Source organism: Heliomarina sp. (assembly GCF_052826185.1).
On the sequence record NZ_JBRBUI010000045.1, the window covers coordinates 322,750 to 343,634 of the forward strand.

16 protein-coding genes are annotated in these 20,885 nt (G+C 61.0%); 9 read left to right on the forward strand and 7 right to left on the reverse strand.

Going from position 1 to position 20,885, the window contains the following annotated elements; genetic code table 11:
- Positions 1–42 precede the first annotated feature (42 nt).
- From ACU0FH_RS13805 to ACU0FH_RS13825, 5 genes are all read left to right on the forward strand, one after another.
- Positions 43–1,863 carry an ABC transporter ATP-binding protein gene (locus tag ACU0FH_RS13805; protein ID WP_446195216.1) on the forward strand — a complete coding sequence of 607 codons (1,821 nt, stop codon included), beginning with the start codon at positions 43–45 and terminating at the stop codon, positions 1,861–1,863.
- Positions 1,864–1,915: 52 nt separating this feature from the next.
- Positions 1,916–3,082, forward strand: coding sequence for an acetylornithine deacetylase (gene argE / locus ACU0FH_RS13810; protein ID WP_446195217.1), 1,167 nt, complete (start codon positions 1,916–1,918; stop codon positions 3,080–3,082).
- Positions 3,083–3,087: 5 nt separating this feature from the next.
- Positions 3,088–4,254, forward strand: coding sequence for a M20 aminoacylase family protein (locus ACU0FH_RS13815; RefSeq protein WP_446195218.1), 1,167 nt, complete (start codon positions 3,088–3,090; stop codon positions 4,252–4,254).
- Positions 4,255–4,337: 83 nt separating this feature from the next.
- Positions 4,338–5,501: a M20 aminoacylase family protein gene (locus ACU0FH_RS13820; protein WP_446195219.1), complete on the forward strand. Its 1,164-nt coding sequence runs from the start codon at positions 4,338–4,340 to the stop codon at positions 5,499–5,501.
- Positions 5,502–5,527: 26 nt separating this feature from the next.
- Complete coding sequence (locus ACU0FH_RS13825; protein ID WP_446195220.1) at positions 5,528–6,691, forward strand: M20 aminoacylase family protein; 1,164 nt, start codon at positions 5,528–5,530, stop codon at positions 6,689–6,691.
- A gap of 92 nt (positions 6,692–6,783) precedes the next feature.
- On the opposite strand, the gene ACU0FH_RS13830 is transcribed toward ACU0FH_RS13825, so the two are convergent.
- The 4 genes from ACU0FH_RS13830 to ACU0FH_RS13845 all read right to left on the reverse strand — a co-directional run bounded on the left by ACU0FH_RS13830 (position 6,784) and on the right by ACU0FH_RS13845 (position 10,889).
- The gene (locus ACU0FH_RS13830; protein WP_446195221.1) at positions 6,784–7,824 is read right to left on the reverse strand and encodes a glycosyltransferase family 4 protein; all 1,041 of its coding nucleotides are present in this window, start codon (positions 7,822–7,824) and stop codon (positions 6,784–6,786) included.
- A gap of 1 nt (position 7,825) precedes the next feature.
- Positions 7,826–9,124: a 3-deoxy-D-manno-octulosonic acid transferase gene (locus ACU0FH_RS13835; protein ID WP_446195222.1), complete on the reverse strand. Its 1,299-nt coding sequence runs from the start codon at positions 9,122–9,124 to the stop codon at positions 7,826–7,828.
- Positions 9,124–10,131, reverse strand: coding sequence for a GTP 3',8-cyclase MoaA (moaA, locus tag ACU0FH_RS13840; RefSeq protein ID WP_446195612.1), 1,008 nt, complete (start codon positions 10,129–10,131; stop codon positions 9,124–9,126). Before moaA ends, ACU0FH_RS13835 begins: the two co-directional genes overlap by 1 nt.
- Positions 10,132–10,208: 77 nt before the next feature.
- Positions 10,209–10,889: a DNA alkylation repair protein gene (locus ACU0FH_RS13845; RefSeq protein ID WP_446195223.1), complete on the reverse strand. Its 681-nt coding sequence runs from the start codon at positions 10,887–10,889 to the stop codon at positions 10,209–10,211.
- Between the two features lie 90 nt (positions 10,890–10,979).
- Here ACU0FH_RS13845 and ACU0FH_RS13850 point away from each other — a divergent pair, with 90 nt between their 5' ends.
- A complete protein-coding gene (locus ACU0FH_RS13850; protein WP_446195224.1) occupies positions 10,980–11,711 on the forward strand; it encodes an FkbM family methyltransferase in 732 nt (243 codons plus the stop codon).
- Positions 11,712–11,715: 4 nt separating this feature from the next.
- Here ACU0FH_RS13850 and ACU0FH_RS13855 read toward each other — a convergent pair whose 3' ends face one another.
- Positions 11,716–12,579, reverse strand: coding sequence for a rhodanese-like domain-containing protein (locus ACU0FH_RS13855; protein ID WP_446195225.1), 864 nt, complete (start codon positions 12,577–12,579; stop codon positions 11,716–11,718).
- Positions 12,580–13,084: 505 nt separating this feature from the next.
- On the opposite strand from ACU0FH_RS13855, the gene putA reads away from it, so the two are divergent.
- Entirely contained in the window at positions 13,085–16,750 is a 3,666-nt protein-coding gene (putA, locus tag ACU0FH_RS13860) for a bifunctional proline dehydrogenase/L-glutamate gamma-semialdehyde dehydrogenase PutA (RefSeq protein WP_446195226.1), read from the forward strand.
- 39 nt (positions 16,751–16,789) lie between these two features.
- On the opposite strand, the gene ACU0FH_RS13865 is transcribed toward putA, so the two are convergent.
- Together ACU0FH_RS13865 and ACU0FH_RS13870 are read right to left on the reverse strand one after the other, a co-directional pair.
- Positions 16,790–17,803, reverse strand: a complete 1,014-nt coding sequence (locus tag ACU0FH_RS13865; RefSeq protein ID WP_446195227.1) for a methyltransferase — start codon at positions 17,801–17,803, stop codon at positions 16,790–16,792.
- A 188-nt stretch (positions 17,804–17,991) separates the two neighbouring features.
- A complete protein-coding gene (locus ACU0FH_RS13870) occupies positions 17,992–18,867 on the reverse strand; it encodes a LysR substrate-binding domain-containing protein (protein WP_446195229.1) in 876 nt (291 codons plus the stop codon).
- A gap of 100 nt (positions 18,868–18,967) precedes the next feature.
- Here ACU0FH_RS13870 and ACU0FH_RS13875 point away from each other — a divergent pair, with 100 nt between their 5' ends.
- Positions 18,968–20,008, forward strand: coding sequence for a YeiH family protein (locus tag ACU0FH_RS13875; RefSeq protein ID WP_446195231.1), 1,041 nt, complete (start codon positions 18,968–18,970; stop codon positions 20,006–20,008).
- A gap of 124 nt (positions 20,009–20,132) precedes the next feature.
- Positions 20,133–20,870, forward strand: coding sequence for a Crp/Fnr family transcriptional regulator (locus ACU0FH_RS13880; protein ID WP_446195232.1), 738 nt, complete (start codon positions 20,133–20,135; stop codon positions 20,868–20,870).
- Positions 20,871–20,885 lie beyond the last annotated feature (15 nt).

Below are 20,885 nucleotides of genomic sequence, written 5' to 3' on the forward strand. Positions count from 1 at the left end.
CCGCGCCTTAGCGTTCCTAAGGTCAAAAACAACGGGGCGAAGATGCTGGATCAGCCGATTGCGCAAATCAGTGAGCTTAGGGTGGAATTCCAGACAAAGGATGGTCCCGTTGTCGGCGTTGAAAATGTTTCTTTCTCGATAAACCCGGGCGAAACCGTTTGCATCGTTGGCGAATCGGGATCGGGCAAGTCGGTTTCCTCGCTTTCGCTGATGCGGTTGGTGGAATTTGGCGGCGGAAAAATTGCGGGCGGCCGCCTAATTTTTAATCGTAAGGAAGGCGATAGCATCGATCTGGCACAGACCGAACAGGATCTGATGCGGGATATTCGCGGCAATGAGATCGGCATGATCTTTCAGGAACCGATGACCGCGCTGAACCCGGTTTTCACGGTCGGTCGGCAGTTGACCGAAGGCCTGCGCGTTCACCGCGATATGGACAAGAAACAGGCTGAGGCCCGCGCGCTGGAACTACTGCGCGAAGTCCGCATCCCCGAGCCGGAGCGCCGTCTCAAGCAATATCCGCACGAACTTTCCGGCGGCATGCGCCAGCGTGTGGTGATTGCGATGGCAATGGCCTGCCGTCCACGTCTGCTGATTGCCGATGAGCCAACGACCGCTCTCGACGTGACGATTCAGGCGGAAATCCTCGCATTGATGGACCGCCTCAAGCGGGAAACCGGTACAGCGGTAATGTTCATTACCCATGACATGGCGGTCGTGGCCCAGATGGCCGACCGCGTCGTCGTTATGTTCCGCGGCAATAAAGTTGAAGAGGGGACCGTCGAAGAAATCTTTGAAAATCCCAAGCACGATTATACCAAGGCGCTTCTAGCCGCTGTTCCCAAGCTTGGCGAGATGCGCGGCAAACCGGCGCCCGAGCCGATGAAGCTGATGGGCGTTGCCGATCAAAAGATCGAATCGATCCCCGGCACGGAAAAGACGCTGCTGACGGTCAAGAACCTGACCACCCGATTCCCGGTGAAGGGCGGCATCCTTCGGCGTACGGTGGCCAACGTGCACGCGGTCGAGGACGTGTCCTTTACGATCAACAAGGGGCAGACGCTGAGCCTCGTGGGGGAATCCGGCTGTGGCAAGTCGACGGCAGGCCGGTCGATCTTGCGGCTTGTCGAGCCGATGAGCGGCGAAATCAATATCGACGGGGTCGACGTGCTGGGGCTCGATCAGGGCAAGTTGCGCCGCGCCCGGCTTGATATGCAGATGATCTTTCAGGATCCCTTTGCCTCGCTCAATCCTCAGATGCAGCTGATCGATCAGGTCGCCGAGCCGATGCGCAACTATAACATCGCCAGTGGATCCGAGATTCAGGACCGTGTTGCCAAGCTCTTTGACCGGGTCGAATTGCCGCGCAGCTTCATGCGCCGCTACCCGCACGAGATGTCGGGCGGTCAGCGCCAGCGGATCGCCATCGCGCGCGCATTGGCCCTGAACCCCAAGCTGATCATCGCGGACGAGGCCGTGTCGGCGCTGGACGTGTCCGTTCAGGCGCAGGTGTTGAACCTGATGATGGAGCTTCAGGCCGATCTGGGACTGTCCTTCCTGTTCATCAGCCATGACATGGCGGTGGTCGAAAGGGTCAGCCACCAGGTTGGCGTGATGTACCTTGGGCGGATCGTCGAACTCGGTCCCCGTGCGCGGGTCTTCGAGAACCCGCAGCACGCCTATACGCAGGCGCTGATGAAAGCCGTGCCAATCGCGGACCCGCGCCGCCGCAAGACGGAAAAGGATCTGAATTTCAAACCGATCCCGTCGCCGATTCATCCGACTGACTATGCACCGGCCCCGTCCGAGTACCGCGAAGTCGAACCCGGGCATTTCGTCCTGACGACAGACAGCGGATACTGAACCCATTTCCTCCCCGCGCACCGGAGTGGATCATAATAGTAAAGACACTGAAATGCCCGAACATCTGACGCCATTCGAGCTGATGCAAAAGCTGATCTCATTCCCGACGATCAGCCGCGACAGCAACCTGCCGCTGATTGATTGGGTGGAAGAATACCTCGCGAGCCACGGCATCGAAGCCCACCGCTTTCCGCATCCTGACGAGCCCAAGGCCGCGCTCTTTGCCCATGTGGGGCCTTGGGAAGAGGGAGCCGTTATCCTCTCTGGCCACACCGACGTGGTGCCCGTCGACGGTCAGGCTTGGGACAGCGATCCATTCGAGGTGGTCGAAAAGGACGGCAAGTACTTCGGACGTGGCACCTGCGACATGAAGGGTTTTGACGCAATGGCGATCTGGGCGCTGGTCGAAGCGCATCGGCTGGGGGTTAAACGCCCGCTGCAAATTGCGCTGTCCTATGACGAAGAGGTCGGCTGCATTGGTGCGACCCCGCTGATCGAGGCGATGCAGCCCGTGTTGCCGCGCGGGAACGCTGTGATCGTCGGGGAACCTTCCATGATGCAGGCGGTGACCGGTCACAAGGGCGGGCAGGGGTTTACCGTCCACGTCAAAGGCTTCGAAGTGCACAGTTCGCTTTTGCCGTATGGCGTCAGTGCGATCATGGAGGCCGCCCGGATCATCGACTGGGTGAACGACACGAATACCGCCAATCAGGACGCGCCGCCGACCGATCAGGCCGCGATGTTCCACCCGCCATTCACCACGCTGCATGTGGGCAATATCAAGGGCGGCACTGCGCGCAACATCACTGCCAAGGATTGCTGGTTCGACATCGAGATGCGTGTCCTGCCAAGCGAGGATAAGGCGGTCTGGAAACAGCACTTCATCGACCACGTGCGCAAGGTCGAAGCGGCGATGCAGGCGAAACAGCCGGAAACCGAGATCGTGCTCGAGCCGCTGTTCGACGTGCCGGGTCTGCGCCCAGAAGAAAATGGCTTGGCCGAAGAGTTTGTCCGCTCCATCACAGGCGACAATGCGACACATGTGGTCAGCTATGGCACCGAGGCCGGGCATTTCCAGAACGCGGGCTATTCCTCGGTCATCTGCGGGCCGGGCGATATTGCGCAGGCGCACCAGCCGAATGAATTCATCACCATCGAGCAGTTCAATGCGGGCCACGACTTTATGAAACGTCTGGTGGCCCGCTTGCAGGAAGGATAACGGGAATGCCTATCAAGAACCGTCTCGCCGAGATGCACGCTGAAATCACCGGCTGGCGTCGGCATCTGCACACGATCCCCGAGTTGATGTTCGACTTGCCCAAGACCTCTGCCTTTGTCGAGGAACGGCTGCGAGAAATGGGGATCACCGACATCACCACCGGCGTCGCGGAGACGGGCATTGTGGCAGTGATCGAAGGCAAATCCGACACATCGGGTCGGGTCATCGGACTGCGTGCCGACATGGACGCGCTGCCTATAGAGGAGGCGACGGGCCTCGACTATGCCTCGACCCATCCGGGAAAGATGCATGCCTGCGGCCATGACGGCCACACGGCGATGCTGCTGGGCGCGGCGAAGTACCTGAGCGAGACACGGAATTTCGATGGCAAGGTCGTGCTGATCTTTCAACCCGCCGAAGAGGGCGGTGCCGGCGGCAAGATCATGTGCGACGAAGGGTTGATGGAGAAATGGGGCATTCAGGAGGTCTATGGCATGCACAACATGCCCAATAACCCCGAAGGCACGTTTCATATCCGCAGCGGCCCCTTGCTGGCCTCGACTGACGAATTCGAAGTTACCATCACCGGCAAGGGCGGCCATGCGGCAGCCCCGCATGAAGCCATCGATGCGAATCTCGGCGCGGCGCATTGCCTGATCGCGTTGCAGTCCATCGCCTCGCGCAATGTCGATCCGCTGAAACAGGTCGTGGTTTCGGTCTGTACCTTCCGCAGCGATAACGAGAGCTTTAACGTGCTGTCCCACACGGTGCTGCTGCGCGGCACCGTGCGGACGCTCGACAACGGCGTTCGGGATCTGGCGCAGGAACGGGTGACCAAGCTGATCACCACGACCGCTGAGGCTTATGGCTGTACCGCCGATATCGATTATAAGCGCGGCTATCCGGTGACGGTTAACCACGAGGACCAGACCGAGATCGCCGCCAGTATCGCAGAAAAGGTGACCGGCAAGGTCGAGCGGGAAACCTCGCCGATCATGGCGGGCGAAGACTTCTCCTTCATGCTCGAAAAGCGCCCCGGAGCCTATATCTTTCTTGGCAATGGCGGCGGCGCACACGTGCATCACCCGGCCTACAACTTCAATGACGAGATCATTCCGGTGGGCTGTTCATGGTTCGCTGAACTAGTCGAAGACCGGCTGCCTGCGGCCTGAGGCAGCAGCCATGATCGGTCACGACAGCAACGCCGGAGTAAATTCCGGCGTATCGCCCGTGGCCGGAAGAACGGAGTAACACAATGCCCATCAAGAACCGCTTTGCCGAGATGCATGGCGACATCACCGCCATCCGGCGTGACATCCACGCCCATCCCGAGCTTGGCTTTGAAACCCACCGCACCAGCGCGTTGGTGGCGGAAAAGCTGGCCGAGTACGGCTGCGACGAGGTCGTTCGCGGTCTGGGCGGTACCGGGGTCGTCGCGCTTATCAAGGGGCGCAGCGATACCAGCGGCAAGGTGATCGGACTGCGCGGCGACATGGATGCGCTACCGATCCTTGAACAATCCGGCGCCGAATACCTGTCGCAGAACGAGGGCGTCATGCATGCCTGTGGCCATGACGGGCACACGGCCATGTTGCTGGGCGCTGCGCGTTATCTGGCCGAGACACGGAATTTCGATGGTACTGTCGCGGTCATCTTCCAGCCTGCCGAAGAGCTGGGCAGCGGTGCCAAGGCGATGATAGATGACGGCATGATGGACCGGTTCGGCATCGACGAGGTTTATGGCATGCACAATATGCCCGGTATGCCTGTAGGCCAGTTCGCGATCAGGCCGGGCCCGGTGATGGCCGCGACGGACGAGTTCTTTATCGACGTAATCGGCAGGGGCGGCCACGCGGCCCATCCGGATGAGACCATCGACCCGGTGATCATCGCGAGCCAGATCGTCGTGGCACTGCAGACCATCGTCAGCCGGAATGCCGATCCGGTCGCGCAGGGCGTCCTGTCGGTGACGGCGTTCGATACTTCGAGCCATGCTTTCAACGTAATCCCGCAATCGGTTGCGTTGCGTGGAACGGTGCGGACCCACAGCCCCGGGATGCAGGACATGATCGAAAAGCGCATCGCCGAGGTTGCCAGTGGTATCGCCACGACATTCGGCGGCATGGTCGAAACCCGATATCTGCGCCACGTGCCGATCACGATCAACGCGGATGAACCGGCCGCCTTTGCCGCCGACATCGCCCGCTCGGTCTCGGGCGGGTGCGAGGAAGCGCCGCTGATCATGGGCGGCGAAGACTTTTCCTATATGCTGAACGCCCGCCCGGGGGCCTTCATCTTCGTGGGAAATGGGGATAGTGCAGGGCTGCACCATCCGGAATACAATTTTAACGACGAGACGATTCTCGCAGGGTGCAGCTGGTTCGCAGAACTGGTCGAAAAGCGCCTGCCTGTCGTCTGAAACACCCGAAAGTCCAGGAGCTGAAAATGCCAGTCAAAAACCGTTTTGCCGAGTTGCAGGATGAAATCACAACGTGGCGACGAGATCTGCACGAAAACCCCGAAATCCTGTTCGACACCCATCGCACCAGCGCGCTGGTCGCCGAGCGGCTCGAGGCTTTTGGCTGCGACGAGGTCGTGACGGGCATCGGTCGCACCGGCGTTGTCGGTGTCATCAAGGGCAAGAGCAACGGGTCGGGCAAGGTGATCGGTCTGCGCGCGGATATGGATGCGCTGCCGATCAATGAGCAGACGGGCGTCGAATATGCCTCGAAAACGCCCAATGCCATGCATGCCTGCGGCCATGACGGGCATACAGCGATGCTGTTGGGCGCGGCGAAATACCTGAGCGAAACGCGCAATTTCGACGGCACCGTGGTGGTGATCTTTCAGCCTGCCGAAGAAGGCGGCGGCGGCGGCAAGGAAATGTGCGACGACGGCTTGATGGAACGCTGGGGCATCCAGGAAGTCTATGGTATGCATAACTGGCCCGGGATGCCGGTCGGCAGCTTTGCTATCCGTCCGGGTGCATTCTTTGCGGCGACCGATCAGTTCGACATCCAATTCGAGGGTCGCGGTGGTCACGCGGCCAAGCCGCATGAGACCGTCGATACCACGGTGATGTCGGCGCAGGCGGTTCTGGCGCTTCAGACCATCGCCAGCCGCAATGCCGATCCGGTTGACCAGGTCGTCGTGTCGGTGACGTCTTTCGAGACTTCCTCCAAGGCGTTCAACGTGATCCCGCAGCGGGTACAGTTGAAAGGCACCGTGCGCACCATGAGCAAGGAGATGCGCGAGATTGCCGAAACCCGGATCAAGGAGATCTGTGAAGGGATCGCGACGACCTTTGGCGGAACGGTCAACGTACGTTACATCCGTGGCTATCCGGTGATGGTCAATTCCGACGAACAGACCGAATTCGCCGCCGACGTGGCGCGGAAAGTTTCGGGCAATTGCGACGATGCTGCGCTTGTGATGGGGGGCGAGGATTTCGCCTTTATGCTCGAGGAGCGCCCCGGGGCCTATATCCTTGTGGGCAACGGCGATTCCGCTTCGGTGCACCACCCGGAGTATAATTTTAACGACGAAGCGATTCCGGCCGGGTGTTCCTGGTGGGCGGAGATCGTCGAAAACCGCATGCCGGCGGCCTGATGTCGGGGGGATCGCGCTGGCGCGCGATGCCTCCGGCGGGAGTATTTTGGGCAAGAGGAAAAGCAGGTGCGAGCGGGCGTGTCGCCCCGGGGTCAGGCTTGTTGCCAGAGGGTATTGTAGACGGCGTCGATGCCCTCAGCCTCCGCTCGCGCACTGTATTTTTCCACAGCGATTCGTCGTGCAATCCGGCCCATGCTTTCCAACTGGCTGGCGTTGTCGAGGAGGGTGGTTGCGGTTTGTGCCGCGCGTTCTGAGACCTCATCTGGCACGACGATGCCGGTGGTCTCATTTGTTGAGAACTGACGGTAGAAGCCGGTGTCGGTTGCGATGAAGGGAACGCCGCTTGCCATGCCTTCCAGCGGGGCCATGCCGTAGCCTTCGTAGCGCGGTAGTTGCATGACAAGAGAGAGCGAGCGCAGCAGGGCCGGGAGGTTTTCCGGCGCGATTTCGCCGGGGAATAACAGGCGGTCGGAGAGCCCCGCGGCGTTGATCTTATCCTTGAGCCTGTCGAGAAAGGCCTGATGTTCGCGCGTGGCCCGTCCCAGAACGAGGGCCGTGAGGTCTGGCTGTTCGGGTAGCAGGCGCAACATGGCTTCGACGAAGCGGTCGGTGCCTTTTTCGGGCCGGATGCGGCCGATGGTTGCAATGCCCGCGCGCCCGCCAAAACCGATTTTACGCCAGTCGGCTGCCCGCTCTTCAGCCGGGTGGAACAAGTCCGTATCGACGCCATGCGGGACAGTGGCGCGCACATGTGGCACAAATTCAGCCGCTTTCGGGGTTGTCGCGATCACCGCATCCATGCGGGAGATCAGCCAGCGCGGGTAGGCGGAATGGCGGCGCTGGGCGGCGGAGGTAAAGACCAGCCGGATCGGCAGGCGCAGCACGTCTCGCGCCCAGATCCCGGCGCGCATTTCGGGATTACGCCGGACATGCCATATCGCGAAGGGCCGGTCGCCGGTGTTTCGCGACAGTTTACGGGCCTCGGTAAGCGATATGGGGGCTGGGCAGCCGGGCAGCGGATAGCCGACGAGCGCGAGATCGCGATGTTTCATCTGCTGGCGGATCACATTTGCCGCCGTGGCTGAGACGCCGGTGAAGTTGCGGTTGAAATTGGTAACGAAGAGCTCGGGCATGTCAGGGCGCCAGGTTCAGGGCGGTACAGACCGTGTCGGCGACCTCTTCGAGGCGAGACTGGCGGCCCCGGGCGAAACCGGCGGCGGCTTTGCGCGTCTTGTCCAGTTCTTCGGTGTTGCTGAGCAGCTGATCGACCGCATGAAATATTTCCTCTGCACCGGCGACCTGTTGCGCCGCGCCGAGCGAGAAGAGCGGTGCGTAGGATTCGGCGAAATTCGGGATATGCGGGCCGGTCAGGATGGCAGCACCTGCATCGGCAGGTTCGTAGGGGTTATGGCCGCCGATGGGCAAGAGAGAACCGCCGAGCAAGACAATCGGGGCTGTTGCATACCATGTGCCCATCTCGCCGAGGCTGTCGGCAAGATAGACCTCTTGGTCCGGTTGCGGCCATTCTCCGCGCGACCGGCTGGCACATGCCATCCCAGCGTTGGTGATCAACTGACCGATCTCTGCCCGGCGCTCCGGGTGGCGGGGGATCAGGATCAGGCAGAGATCCGGGTGCCGCTCCAGTAGCTTGCGATGTGCCGCCAGCACGATTTCTTCTTCACCGGGGTGGGTGGAGCTTGCGATCCATGCGGGCCTCTGACCCAGAGTCTCGCGGAAGGTGGAAACCGTCTCATCGTCGACCGGCAGCGGGGCCGAGGTCGATTTGAGGTTGAACCCGGTTTCGATTCGGTCAGGTGCGGCCCCCATCGCGCGCAGGTTTGCTGAATTCTCGGGGTTCTGCGTCAGGAACAGGTCGAACTGTTCCAGCACATACGCCGCCGTCTTGGGGAACTTCTGCCAGCCCTGCACGGATTTCTCGGAAAGCCGCGCGTTGATGAGCGCAAGCCGGGCGCCGCTTTCGCGGGTGCGCACCAGCATCAGCGGCCAGATTTCACTTTCGACGAAGATCGCGGCGTCGGGGCGCCAGTGGCCGAGAAACCGGCGGATCGGGTCTTCGGAATCCAGCGGGGCGAACTGGTGTCGCGTGCGTGGGGGCAGCCGCTTGGCGATCAGCTCGGCCGAAGTGGCGGTGCCCGAGGTGATCAGGAAATGATGCGCGGGCAGGCGATCGGCAAGTCGTGTGATCAGGGTCAGGACGGCGAGGCTTTCGCCGACGCTGGCCGCATGGATCCAGACCAGCGGACCTTCCGGTCGCTGCTCAGTTGGCTTGCCCAGCCGCTCGGCAATGCGATCTTCGCTGACGCCGAAGCCGCGAAGTTTGCGTGCTACGCTGCGAAAGGCAAGCGGCAGTCCCGCGCGGGTCAGCCCACGGTATATGCGGAACAGTGCCGTCGATGCGGCAGGCGCGGTCATCAGCCGCCCGTGTGGCTCATGTGGCGAGACATCTGACCGTCGAGCCGTTGACGGGAATAGTCGAAATCATGGCCCTTGGGCTTGTGCGAAATCGCCGTCCTGATCGCCTGTTCAAGCGGGGAATCGTCATCAGGATGCGCCCTGAGCGGCGCGCGCAGGTCGGCATTGTCTTCCTGGCCGAGGCACATGAACAATTCGCCGGTGCAGGTCAGGCGCACCCGGTTACAGCTTTCGCAGAAATTATGGCTGAGCGGGGTGATGAAGCCGATTTTCTGCCCGGTTTCCTCAAGCCGAACGTAGCGGGCCGGACCGCCCGAGCGTTCGGCGAGATCTGTCACGGTGTAATTCTCGGCATAGGTCGCGCGGACGTCCTTGAGCGACCAGTACTGGTCCAGCCGATCCTCGTTGCCGATATCGCCCATCGGCATGACCTCGATCCAGGTCAGGTCCATGTCGCGCTCGGCGCACCATTCGGTGATCTGTGGCAGCTCCGGCTCGTTGAATCCCTTGAGCGCCACTGCATTGATCTTGACCCGCAGTCCGGCGCGCTGCGCCGCGTCGATCCCGCGCATGACCTGGGGCAGGCGGCCCCAACGGGTGATCGCAGCGAACTTGTCCTCATCCAGCGTGTCGAGCGAGATATTTACCCGGCGCACACCGGCGGCATATAAATCGTCGGCAAAGCGTTCCAGCTGCGAGCCATTGGTGGTCAGCGTCAACTCTTTCAGCGCGCCGCTTTCGAGGTGCCGCGTCATGGAATTAAAAAATGTCATGATGCCGCGCCGCACGAGAGGCTCGCCGCCCGTGATCCTCAGCTTTTCGACACCGAGCCCGATGAAGGTCGAACACATCCGGTCCAGCTCTTCGAGCGTCAGCAATTCTTTCTTGGGCAGAAAGGTCATGTCTTCGGACATGCAATAGACGCAGCGAAAATCACATCGGTCGGTAACCGAAACGCGCAGATAGGTGATCGCGCGAGCGAATGGATCAATCAAGGGAGCGTTCATGTCCCAATAGGTAGTCGCCGCGACGGGTCCGGGCAAGTGCCGTCTTGGTCGGCAGGTTCGGATGGCCTGCCGAAAGGTTATCGTTTTGCCAAGTATTTGCCGGCTTCCTTGCGGGCAAAGGGCTTTAACCGGTCACCATGGGCGTCGAGAAAAGCCATGACTCTTGGCGTGTCGTGTTTGGACAGTTCGCGCAGCCACCAGGCGACTGCTTTCTGAATGAACCACTGCTGGTCATCCACATATGCAGCCGCCCAGCCCAGCACCCGGTCACGCACCTCTAGCTCCTGTGGTTTGGGGTTGTTCTGCTTGGTCCAGGGCAGGGTGATGACAAGCGCCGCTCGGCGGGTCCACATGGCTTCCGAGGTCGTCCATGTCTCGACGGTGTCGATCCGGGACGGATTGGCCAGCAGGCGACGCTGTCCGGCATCGCAGGCATGATCGGCAATCGCCCAAGCATCGAAATCCGGCACCCAGGAACATATCAGCGCCCATGCGCCTTCATCCGGGCGCAGCCGGGCCTGTGTCAGCAGCTTGGCCGCAGCGATGCGGGCTTCGTGAATATCGCTTTGCCAGAGAGCATCGGCGAGCGCGACGCGCGCCTCGACATCCAGCTCGGCACGCCATTTCTTCGACAGATCGGTAATCTGGGGAACGGAAATGCCAAGGTAAGTCCGTGGCGCCTTGTGGTACGACGCCATACCGGCCGCCTTGTCCGGATCTGCCAGCGATTTCAGCTCTTCGAGTTGCGAAAAAGTCATGACAGCCTCCGGTCTGCCAAAGGCTTATGGCATGGCTTTTCCCTGTGCAAGCAGGCTGGTAAGAAAGTTGCGAGGAAGTTGGAGATACGGATGCAGGGGCTCAAAAAGATCGAGCGCGCCGCGAAGCGTGCGGTTCCTGATGCTTGGCGTAAATACTTACGGGCGTCGAAATACGAGCTTTTGATGCAGCGAAACGCCCCGGTCGATCTGATCGTCCACGTGGGCGCGCACTGGGGCGAAGACGCAGGCTTTTACGAAAGCTGCGGCGCCAGGACCGTACTCTGGGTCGAGGCGGACCCCGAGACCTACAAGCGGCTCGTGACAGACATGGCCAGACGCGAGGGAACGACCCGGCACCTGACCGAATGCGCGCTGGTATCGGCGAAACCGGGCAAGCCCATGCAGTTTCATCGCTTCAAGGGCGATGGGGCATCTTCCTCGGTTCACCGGGCGACCGACCTTCTGTCGCAACGCTTTCCAGAGGCCGGTGAAAGCGGCGAAGTCCTCGAAATCGCCTCCCAGTCGCTGCCCCAGATCCTCAAGGCGCATGGCATCGATCTCGCGGGGTTCACGAAATCCATGCTTGTCGTCGATGTGCAGGGGCATGAATTCGAGGTACTTGAGGGACTTGGTGCCGGTCTTCAGTCATTTGACATGTGCAAATGCGAGGTTTCGCGCGTGCCGATCTACGACGGCGGCGCAAAGTTCGAAGACATTGACGCGCATATGGTGGCGAACGGTTTCCGGCTGGCTTCGCACAGGTATTTTCAGGTCCCGCGCCACGGGGACGTGCTTTACCTGCGCGACATGACTGGCGGGTAGGGGGCTAGTTCCGGCGGGGGCGAAAATCGGCGGGCACCGTGTTGAGCCCTGCCATTTCCCACGCCCGCAACCCGCCGCGATACCAGTGAACATTGCGATACCCGGCGGCGGCCACGCGCAGCGCCGCGTTATAGCCATGCCAGCATTCCGGATCGGCGCAGTAGACAACGATGGGCAGATCGCGATGCCCGCCGGTCGCCCGGTCCAGCCAGCGTCGCGCCCGCCGCTGCACCCGGTCGTCGAAATCGCCAGAGGCCGACAGCCCCGGTGCGCGCCGCGCGCCCGGAATGATACGCTCGCCCCCCAGCACGTCGATCAGCAGAACCGGGCGACCGTCTCCCAGCGCGCGGTAAAGATCGTTCGTCGCAATCAGCCCTGCACCGGGAACGCGCAGCGGTGTCGGCCCGAACATCGGCCCCGGATACAGGTAAGGGATAACCGGAATGCCGTAATCCCGGAATTCGAAATCATAAAGCCTCGGGCCGATATGGCGTTCGGAGAGCTGGTTGCCCGGCACCATCGGCGCATTGGTGATCGGCGGGCGCGCGGGCTTTGGATCGATGATCATCGGCGGGTGCGACGGGGCGACGGTCACAATGGTCCGCCCGCTGGAAAAGCTGTTGCCGGGGAATGGTGGGAGTTCTACAGCGTCGCTTTCCGGTTCGGGAACAGAGAACAGCGGGTAGGAGCCGGATTCTGTCTCATCGGTAAAGAGATCGTCGAATTCCGGTAGGGGGCGCGGCAGCAGCTCTCCCGCGTCCTCGCTTTCGCCGGTCAGCGTGTCGCCCTCGAACAAGTCCTGTGCCGGCGCCACGCTGCCGATGGACAGCAACAAGAACGCCAGACCGATACCGCCAACTCTGATCATCACTTAATTCCTGACAAACCTGTACGCATGGGCTCAATACACGGTCTCCAGCTTACCCGAGACCGGCTGCAATGCAAATTCTCAATCCTCTCAGCCGGTTGCACGCGCAAACGACGTCTTTGTCGGGATGTGCCAGCACGCGCGTCGAAAGCTTTCCTTGCAGTAACGCCTGTCTCATGTCTAATGCGCATCAGGCTTGAGGCATTCGGATTCACGATGGGTATGCAGATGTTCCTTCCGGCATCAGACGGCAATACCGTTCGCGAGGTGGGCGCGGTCCTGCCCACGCAGGGCGCTTTCCTGCCGCCCTCCGGCGCCTTGTTTTTGCCCGGTCTCAAGCGTCACAGGCCGCCGACGGTCCTCCAGATCCGACAATAGTCAACAGGCCTCTTTCTGAAACAGGCCGAACATCGCATTGTTGAGGGGTGGGACAACGATCCGATCCCCGTCGAACGTGGGCATGACCCTGCCAAAGAGCTGCCCGCGTGACCGAAGGAGAACAGATATGACGAAATTTGAAGCCGAACTTGCCACCAGCGCCGATGCCGCGCGCCAGCACGTCCGCTCGCAATACAAGATCAGCGAAGCCGACGCCATCGAAGGGCTGCTGCAGCGTATTCGCCTCTCCGAGGCGGAACGCAAGTCTATCGCCGAAGCAGGCGCGCAATATGTCGAACGGGTGCGGCGCGAAACCTCGCCCACCATGATGGAAGCATTTCTCGCCGAATACGGTCTTTCGACCGAAGAGGGCGTAGGCCTCATGTGTCTGGCCGAAGCGCTCTTGCGGGTGCCAGATTCCTACACGATTGACGAGCTGATCAACGACAAGATCGAACCGTCGAACTGGGGGGCGCATCTTGGCCATTCGTCGTCATCGCTGGTCAATGCCTCGACATGGGCACTGATGCTGACCGGCAAGGTGCTCGAGGAAGACCCAAAGGGACCGACCCGCGCCCTGCGCGGTCTGGTCAAGCGAATGGGCGAACCGGTGGTGCGTACAGCGGTCAGCCAGTCGATGAAGATTCTCGGGCGTCAGTTCGTGCTGGGCGAAACCATCGAATCCGGGATGAAGAACGCGCGTGAACTCGAAAAGCAGGGCTATACCTATTCGTACGATATGCTGGGCGAAGCAGCCCGCACCGACGAGGATGCACAGCGCTACCATGCCGCCTATGCCAAGGCCATCGCGGCGATCGCGAAACAGGCCACCGGCGATGTGCGCTCCAGCCCCGGCATCTCGGTCAAGCTCTCGGCGTTGCATCCGCGCTATGAGACCACCCACAAGACGCAGGTGATGGAAGAACTGGTGCCACGCGCCCGTGACCTCGTCCGGCAGGCCGCCCGCGCCAATATCGGCTTCAACATCGACGCCGAGGAACAGGACCGTCTAGATCTCTCATTGGACGTGATCGAGGCGCTGATGGATGACCCGGAGCTTGCGGGCTGGGAAGGGTTCGGCGTCGTGGTGCAGGCCTATGGCCGCCGCGCCGCACCGGTGATCGAAACGCTCTACGCGCTCGCGGAACGGTTGGATCGCAAGATCATGGTCCGTCTGGTGAAAGGCGCCTACTGGGATACGGAAATCAAGCTGGCGCAGGAACTCGGGGTAAACGGCTTTCCGGTCTACACCCGCAAGGTCAACACCGATGTCAGCTACATGGCCTGCGCCCAGCTTTTGATGGACAAGCGCGACCGCATCTACCCGCAGTTCGCGACGCATAACGCCCATACCTGCGCTGCGGTCGTGGCCATGGCGGGCAATGACAAGCAAAGCTTTGAATTCCAAAGGCTTCACGGCATGGGAGAATCCCTCCACGGCATCGTCAAGGAATCCGAAGGCACCCGCTGCCGGATCTACGCGCCGGTCGGGGCGCATCGCGACCTGCTGGCGTATCTCGTCCGGCGGCTGCTTGAAAACGGCGCGAACTCCTCCTTTGTGAACCAGATCGTCGATACGACCATTCCGGCCAGCGAAATCGCGCAGGACCCGGTCAGCGAGGTGCTCGCGCTGGGCGGCAAGATCGCCAATCCGAACATCCGCCTGCCGGGAGACCTCTTTGCACCGGAACGCGCCAATTCGCGGGGCTATCGGGTCAACGAACCTGCTTCGATCCTGCCGCTTCTGGCAGAGCGGGAAAAATGGGCCGACGCCACATGGGACGCGGCGCCAATGCTGGCGGGAAGTCCCGCGCCGCAAGGTACGCCTCGCGACGCGGTCTCTCCCGCCGATCCGGCCCGTGTGGTTGGTAAGGTGCAGGAGGCTACGGCTCAGGAAGTCAGTGCTGCCTTGAAATCGGCCCATGACGGGTATCGCGACTGGTCCGCGCGTCCGGCGAAAGAGCGGTCAGACATCCTGCGCAAGGTCGCCGATCTCTACGAGGACAATATCGCCGAACTATGCGCGATTGCCACGCGCGAAGCGGGCAAGACCCTGCTCGACGGGATAGCCGAGGTTCGAGAAGCCGTCGATTTCCTGCGCTACTACGCAAATGAGGCGGAACGTCTGGAACAGGAAGAACCGGGCGAGGCCTGTGGCGTCTTTGTCTGCATCAGCCCGTGGAACTTTCCGCTGGCGATCTTTACCGGCCAGATCGCGGCGGCACTTGCTGCGGGTAACGCGGTACTGGCCAAACCGGCCGAGCAGACACCGATCATTGCAACCCGCGCCGTTCAGATGATGCGCGAGGCAGGTCTGCCCGATGCGGCGCTTCAGCTTTTGCCGGGGGATGGCCCGACGGTCGGCGCGCCGCTCACCAGCGATCCCGACATCGCCGGTGTCTGCTTTACCGGCTCGACCGAGGTGGCGCAGATCATCCACAAGGTTCTGGCCGAAAACGCCGGTCCCAATGCGGTGCTGATCGCGGAAACCGGTGGTCTCAATGCGATGATCGTCGATTCCACCGCCCTGACCGAACAGGCGGTGCGCGACATCCTGATCTCGTCCTTCCAGTCCGCCGGTCAGCGCTGCTCTGCCCTGCGCATGCTCTACGTGCAGGAGGACGCGCGCGACAGGCTGCTGCACATGCTCTACGGCGCGATGGACGCACTGCATATCGGCGATCCCTGGCGCACCGATATCGATGTCTCTCCGGTCATCGACGGCGAGGCACAGGCCGATATATCGGGCTATGTCGCCACGCAGGAGAAATCCGGCAAGGTGCTGAAGAAAATACAAATTCCCGCCAAGGGGAATTACGTCACGCCCGCGGTCGTTGATGTCTCCGGAATTGACGATCTGGAACGCGAGATTTTCGGACCAGTATTGCATGTCGCCAGCTTCAAATCGCGTGAAATCGACGATGTCGTCGCGGCGATCAACGGGCGCGGTTACGGGCTGACCTTTGGCTTGCACACGCGGATTGACGACCGGGTGCAGCATATCACCGACCGGCTTAACGTTGGCAACATCTACGTCAACCGTAACCAGATCGGCGCGATTGTCGGCTCGCAACCCTTTGGCGGCGAAGGCCTTTCCGGCACCGGCCCAAAAGCGGGCGGTCCGCTTTACCTGACCCGTTTCCGCCGCACTGCGAAACTCGAGGAACTGCCCGGACCCGATGCCGACCCGATCAACGCCTCGGATCTGCAAAATGCGATCAACGGGCTCGACGCGCGCAACTGGGCGGCACGACCCGACCGGGTTTCGGTTCTGCGTCACGCGCTGAGCGGTCGCGGCGGGATCATTCGCAAGGCACTCTCGGAAACGGCAGCCTTCGACACGACCCCGCAGACGCTGCCCGGGCCGACGGGCGAAACCAACCGGCTGCGCATGTATGCTAAGGGCACGATTCTCTGCCTCGGCCCGACTGCCGAAATCGCCGTGGCACAGGCCGTGCAGGCGCTGGGCGCAGGCTGTGGCGTCATCGTGGCTGCGCCGGGCGCGGTTGAGGCAACGCGTGCGCTCAAGGACGCGGGCGTGCCGATTGTCGCTTTCGACGGCACGGTCGGGGCAGGGGATCTGGTTGAACTCAAGGAGGTCGCGGCGGTGGCCGCTGCCGGTGCCTCGGACTGGACGCGGGATCTGCGCATAGCGCTGGCCGGTCGACCGGGGGCTATCACGCCACTGGAGACGCAGATCATTTGCCCGGAGCGTTACGTGGTCGAACGCCACCTATGCGTCGACACGACAGCAGCAGGGGGAAATGCCAGCCTGCTGGCTGAATCCGAATAAAGAAATGGCCTGCCGGAAGGCGGGCCGATACCCTGGCGATCAGGGTTTGTGCCCGGTCGCCAGCATCGTCATCTCAGGGATCATCGTGCCGACCGAGACATCCTCGAACCCGGCCTCGCTCAGCGCCTCGCTCAGCCAGCCATCGTCAAGCGAGCGTGCCTCGGGCGTAAACGCCGTGTGCTGCAACTGCCAGAGCGCGGCCAGCTTGGGACCGGTGCGGTCCTCGTTCACCACGAAATCGTGGATCAGCAGCGTGCCGCCCGGGTTCAGCACGTCAAAAGCCTGTTTGATCAAGCGCTTGTGCGTATCGCCGGGCACGCCGGAAAACAGATAGGACATCAGTACGATGTCCTGCCCCTTTGGCCATTCGGCCTCAAGCGCGTTGCCTTCGACATAGGAAACCTGGTCGGACAGCCCTGCCTTTTCCACGTAATCACGACCAAGCTTGGCCACGTTCGGGAAATCGAGCACAGTCGACGATAGTTGCGGCGCGTTCTTGCAGAAGGTGATCGAATAGGCTCCGGTTCCGCCGCCCACGTCCAGCATCGACTTGGCGTTTGTGAGATCCAGCGCCTTGGCCATCTGCCGCGCCGGGCCCAACGAGCCTGCATGCTGGCTTTCGGAATAAAGCCGCGCCTCTTCCGGATCGGAGAACCACTGCGCATAGGACTTGGTGTCGCCCTTATCCATATCGCCGGAAATCACGCCTTCGATCTGATCGAGCAGCCCGTACATCTGACGTCCTACCTGCAGGCGCAGGTAATCGCCAAAGTCGTATTTCGCCCCCTTCACCAGAAACGCCGAACTTGCTGGGGCATTGGAAAACTTGCCCTCGTCAACCGTGATGAGTCCGATCCCTACCAGCGAGGTAAGCAGCGTCGTCATCCGGTCAATGTGCACGTCGAGATCTTTTGCCAATTCCTCAGCCGTAGCAGCCCCCGATTTTTCCAACGCCGTGAACACGCCAACCTCAAGCGCGGCAAAGAGAGCCTTTGATCCCATGAACCCAAAAGCGATCTCGGAAATTTCGTCGGCATTGGTCACTGGGGTCATCTGTATTCCTTGAATTCTGTTGCGCAGATAAATCTACAGCGGCAGGGGGGAATGTGAACCGCTAAGCAAGAGAAAGTTGATTTCTGAGAGTTTCTCGACCAGGAACGCCCTTTTTATGGACGGTCTTTGCCGGACACCTCCGGGGACGCATTTCAATTTCTTAGCCCGACGAACTAATTGGCGCGGCGCTAAGGTGCGGACAATATCTCGATCATCGCACTCACGGCCCGCGTCCGGTAGCGTTTAGGATGGGTCAGCACTGCAAAGGGTCTCTCGCCGCCCGGCACATCAACCATATGCGTCGCCTTGCCCGAGGCTACGGCGGCCCGGCGCGACATCACGCTGAGCGACTCCCCCGCCGCAACAGCGGCGAGCACCGCCTCGTTCGACGGCAGTTCGAGAGAGATCTTCAGGTCGGCAAGGGTCAGCCCCGCCTTGACCAGCACCTTTTCGAATTCCGACCGCGTCCCAGAGCCGGATTCCCGTAACACCCATGATTGCGTGGCATAATCCGTCACCGGAACCTCGCGGCGCGCCGACCATGGGTGGCTGCGTGCCATCACAAGCACTAGCGAATCCCGCGCCACCACCTGACGCTGCAACTCCCCTTGCGTGACCTCGCCTTCGATTAGCCCAAGATCGGCATCGCCATCCACGACCGACTGCGCGACCTGCGCCGTGTTGCCCACCCGTAGGTCCAGTTCGATCCCAGGATGCTGACGGTGCAGGGTCACCATACGTTGCGGCAGCCAGTAATTGGCCACCGTCTGGCTCGCGTATAGACGCAACCGGCCGCGTGTGTTCTGGGCGAAATCCTCCAAAACCATCTCGACAGCCTCGGCGCGGGCCAACAACCTGCGTGCCTCGGGCACCAGCGCATCGCCTGCCTCAGTCAGGATGATGCGCCGCCCCACGCGGTCAAAGAGCTTGATATCGTGCCGATTTTCCAGTGCCGAGATCGAAGCGCTGACTGCCGATTGCGTGAGGTTCAACGCCTCCGCCGCGCGGGTCACATGCAGCCGGTCCGCCACAGCCAGAAAGATGCGAAGCTGTTCAAGGGTCATAAGTGATTGATAAGTAAAATCGAACGGTTTGACAATTATAACTCTCTGGATTGATTGGTGCGTCAAGTGGATATTCCGCTCCGAATAGACGGAGACGCAGATGAATACCCAGACCCTCGACCGGCTAACCGGCGACGAACCGAAACGCGCGGGTGCGATTGTAAAAACTGCAGGCGCCATTGCGCCGGGACTGGCGCTTGCCCTGACCATCGCGGCCATCGCTACGGGCGTTCAACGGGTCTCTAACATTCCTGGTCTCAGCCCGCTCGTCGTGGCGATGGTGCTTGGCATGCTGTGGCGGAATACGCTCGGCGCCATTCCTGCGGTTGCACCGGGCATCACCTTTTCGCTGAAAAAACTGCTGCGCGGGGCAATTATCCTGCTGGGGCTTCAGCTTACGCTGGCCCAGCTGGGCGAGGTCGGCCTGCGTGGTTTCGCCATCGTGGCGACTACCCTACTCGGGACGTTTCTATTCACCAAAGCGATGGGGCGCGTTCTTGGCGTCGAACGCAAACTGACCGAACTGATCGCCGCCGGTACTTCGGTCTGTGGCGCGTCCGCCGTGATCGCGACTAATACCGTTACCCGTGGCACGGACGAAGACGTTGCCTATGCAATTGCCTGCGTGACCGTTTTTGGCTCGCTCTCGATGCTGCTTTTTCCGGTTGTCGGCAATTCCCTGCAACTCTCCAGCGACACCTACGGTCTCTGGTCTGGTGCTGCGATCCATGAAGTCGCGCAGGCCGTCGCGGCTGCCTTTCAGGGCGGGGAAATCGCCGGTCAGACTGGCACCGTCGCCAAGCTGAGCCGCGTGATCCTCCTCGCGCCGTTGATCCTTGCCATCGGCCTGTTCATGTCTCGCGGAGGCGAAGGCGGCACCGGCCGCGCGCCTACCCCGTGGTTCGTTTTCGGCTTCCTCGCGATGGTCCTGCTGAATTCCATCGTGACCCTGCCGGGCACACTTCATGACGGTTTGATCACTCTGACCGGCTTCTTGCTGACCGTGGCACTGGCCGCAATGGGGCTCGAGACTGACATACGCAAGCTCCGCGCCAAGGGGATACGTCCCCTGATGCTTGGCGCGGCGGCGTGGATATTCATTTCCGCCACAGCGCTTTCTCTCACGCTCTTGATCTTCTGATTTCGGCGCTCGGCACAACGCCCTTTGGCAGCCCGACTTGGTTTTGGGGCAGCGACGGCTACAATAGTCTCATGCCTGCGTATGAGCGCACTGTTCAAGTGTGTTGCGGGGCAAGAGGGAAGTCATGGTCAAAGAAGCAAGTTGCCTGGTAAAAAAGCTCAGCCATTACGTAGATATTCATGAACACGACAAGGAACTGCTCGCCGAAATAGAAAAATCCGAGCGGTCGTACGAGAACGGTACGGATGTCTATCGAGGCGGCGACCGGAACAAGGAACTGTTCGTGGTCAAGACCGGTTGGCTGTTCAGTTACACGGATCTTCCTGACGGTAGACGCCAGATTATCAAGCTGCATCAACCCGGTGATGTGATCGGATTTCCAGACGTCGCTCTCAAGCATCTTACAACAACGCTGCGCACGGCAGAGGATGTTGTGCTTTGCCCGTTTCCCAAGTCCGCTCTAGATGTCATCCTTCGAACGTCGCCAAAACTGTCAGCTTTGCTGCTGACGCTGGCGTTGCGCGACCATGTCGTTTTTATCGATCTGCTTCGGGCGATGGGCCGGATGAGCGCGGTTGAACGGGTAGGGTATATGTTGCTCGACTTGGCCGCGCGACTACGGATCACGAACACGGATATGACGGACACATTCCGTCTCCCGCTGACTCAAAGCCAGATTGCTGACTACCTTGGGTTGACCAACGTCTATATCTCGAAAACGCTTCTCAAGATGGAAAACCAGTCACTCATCAAGAGAAACGGGAACGAAATCAGGCTGCTACGAGAGGATGACCTGATCGATCAGACTGATTTTCAGGATCGTTATTGCGACATGGACGTAAGCTGGTTTCCGCCAGATTAACTTTGATCCCGTTGT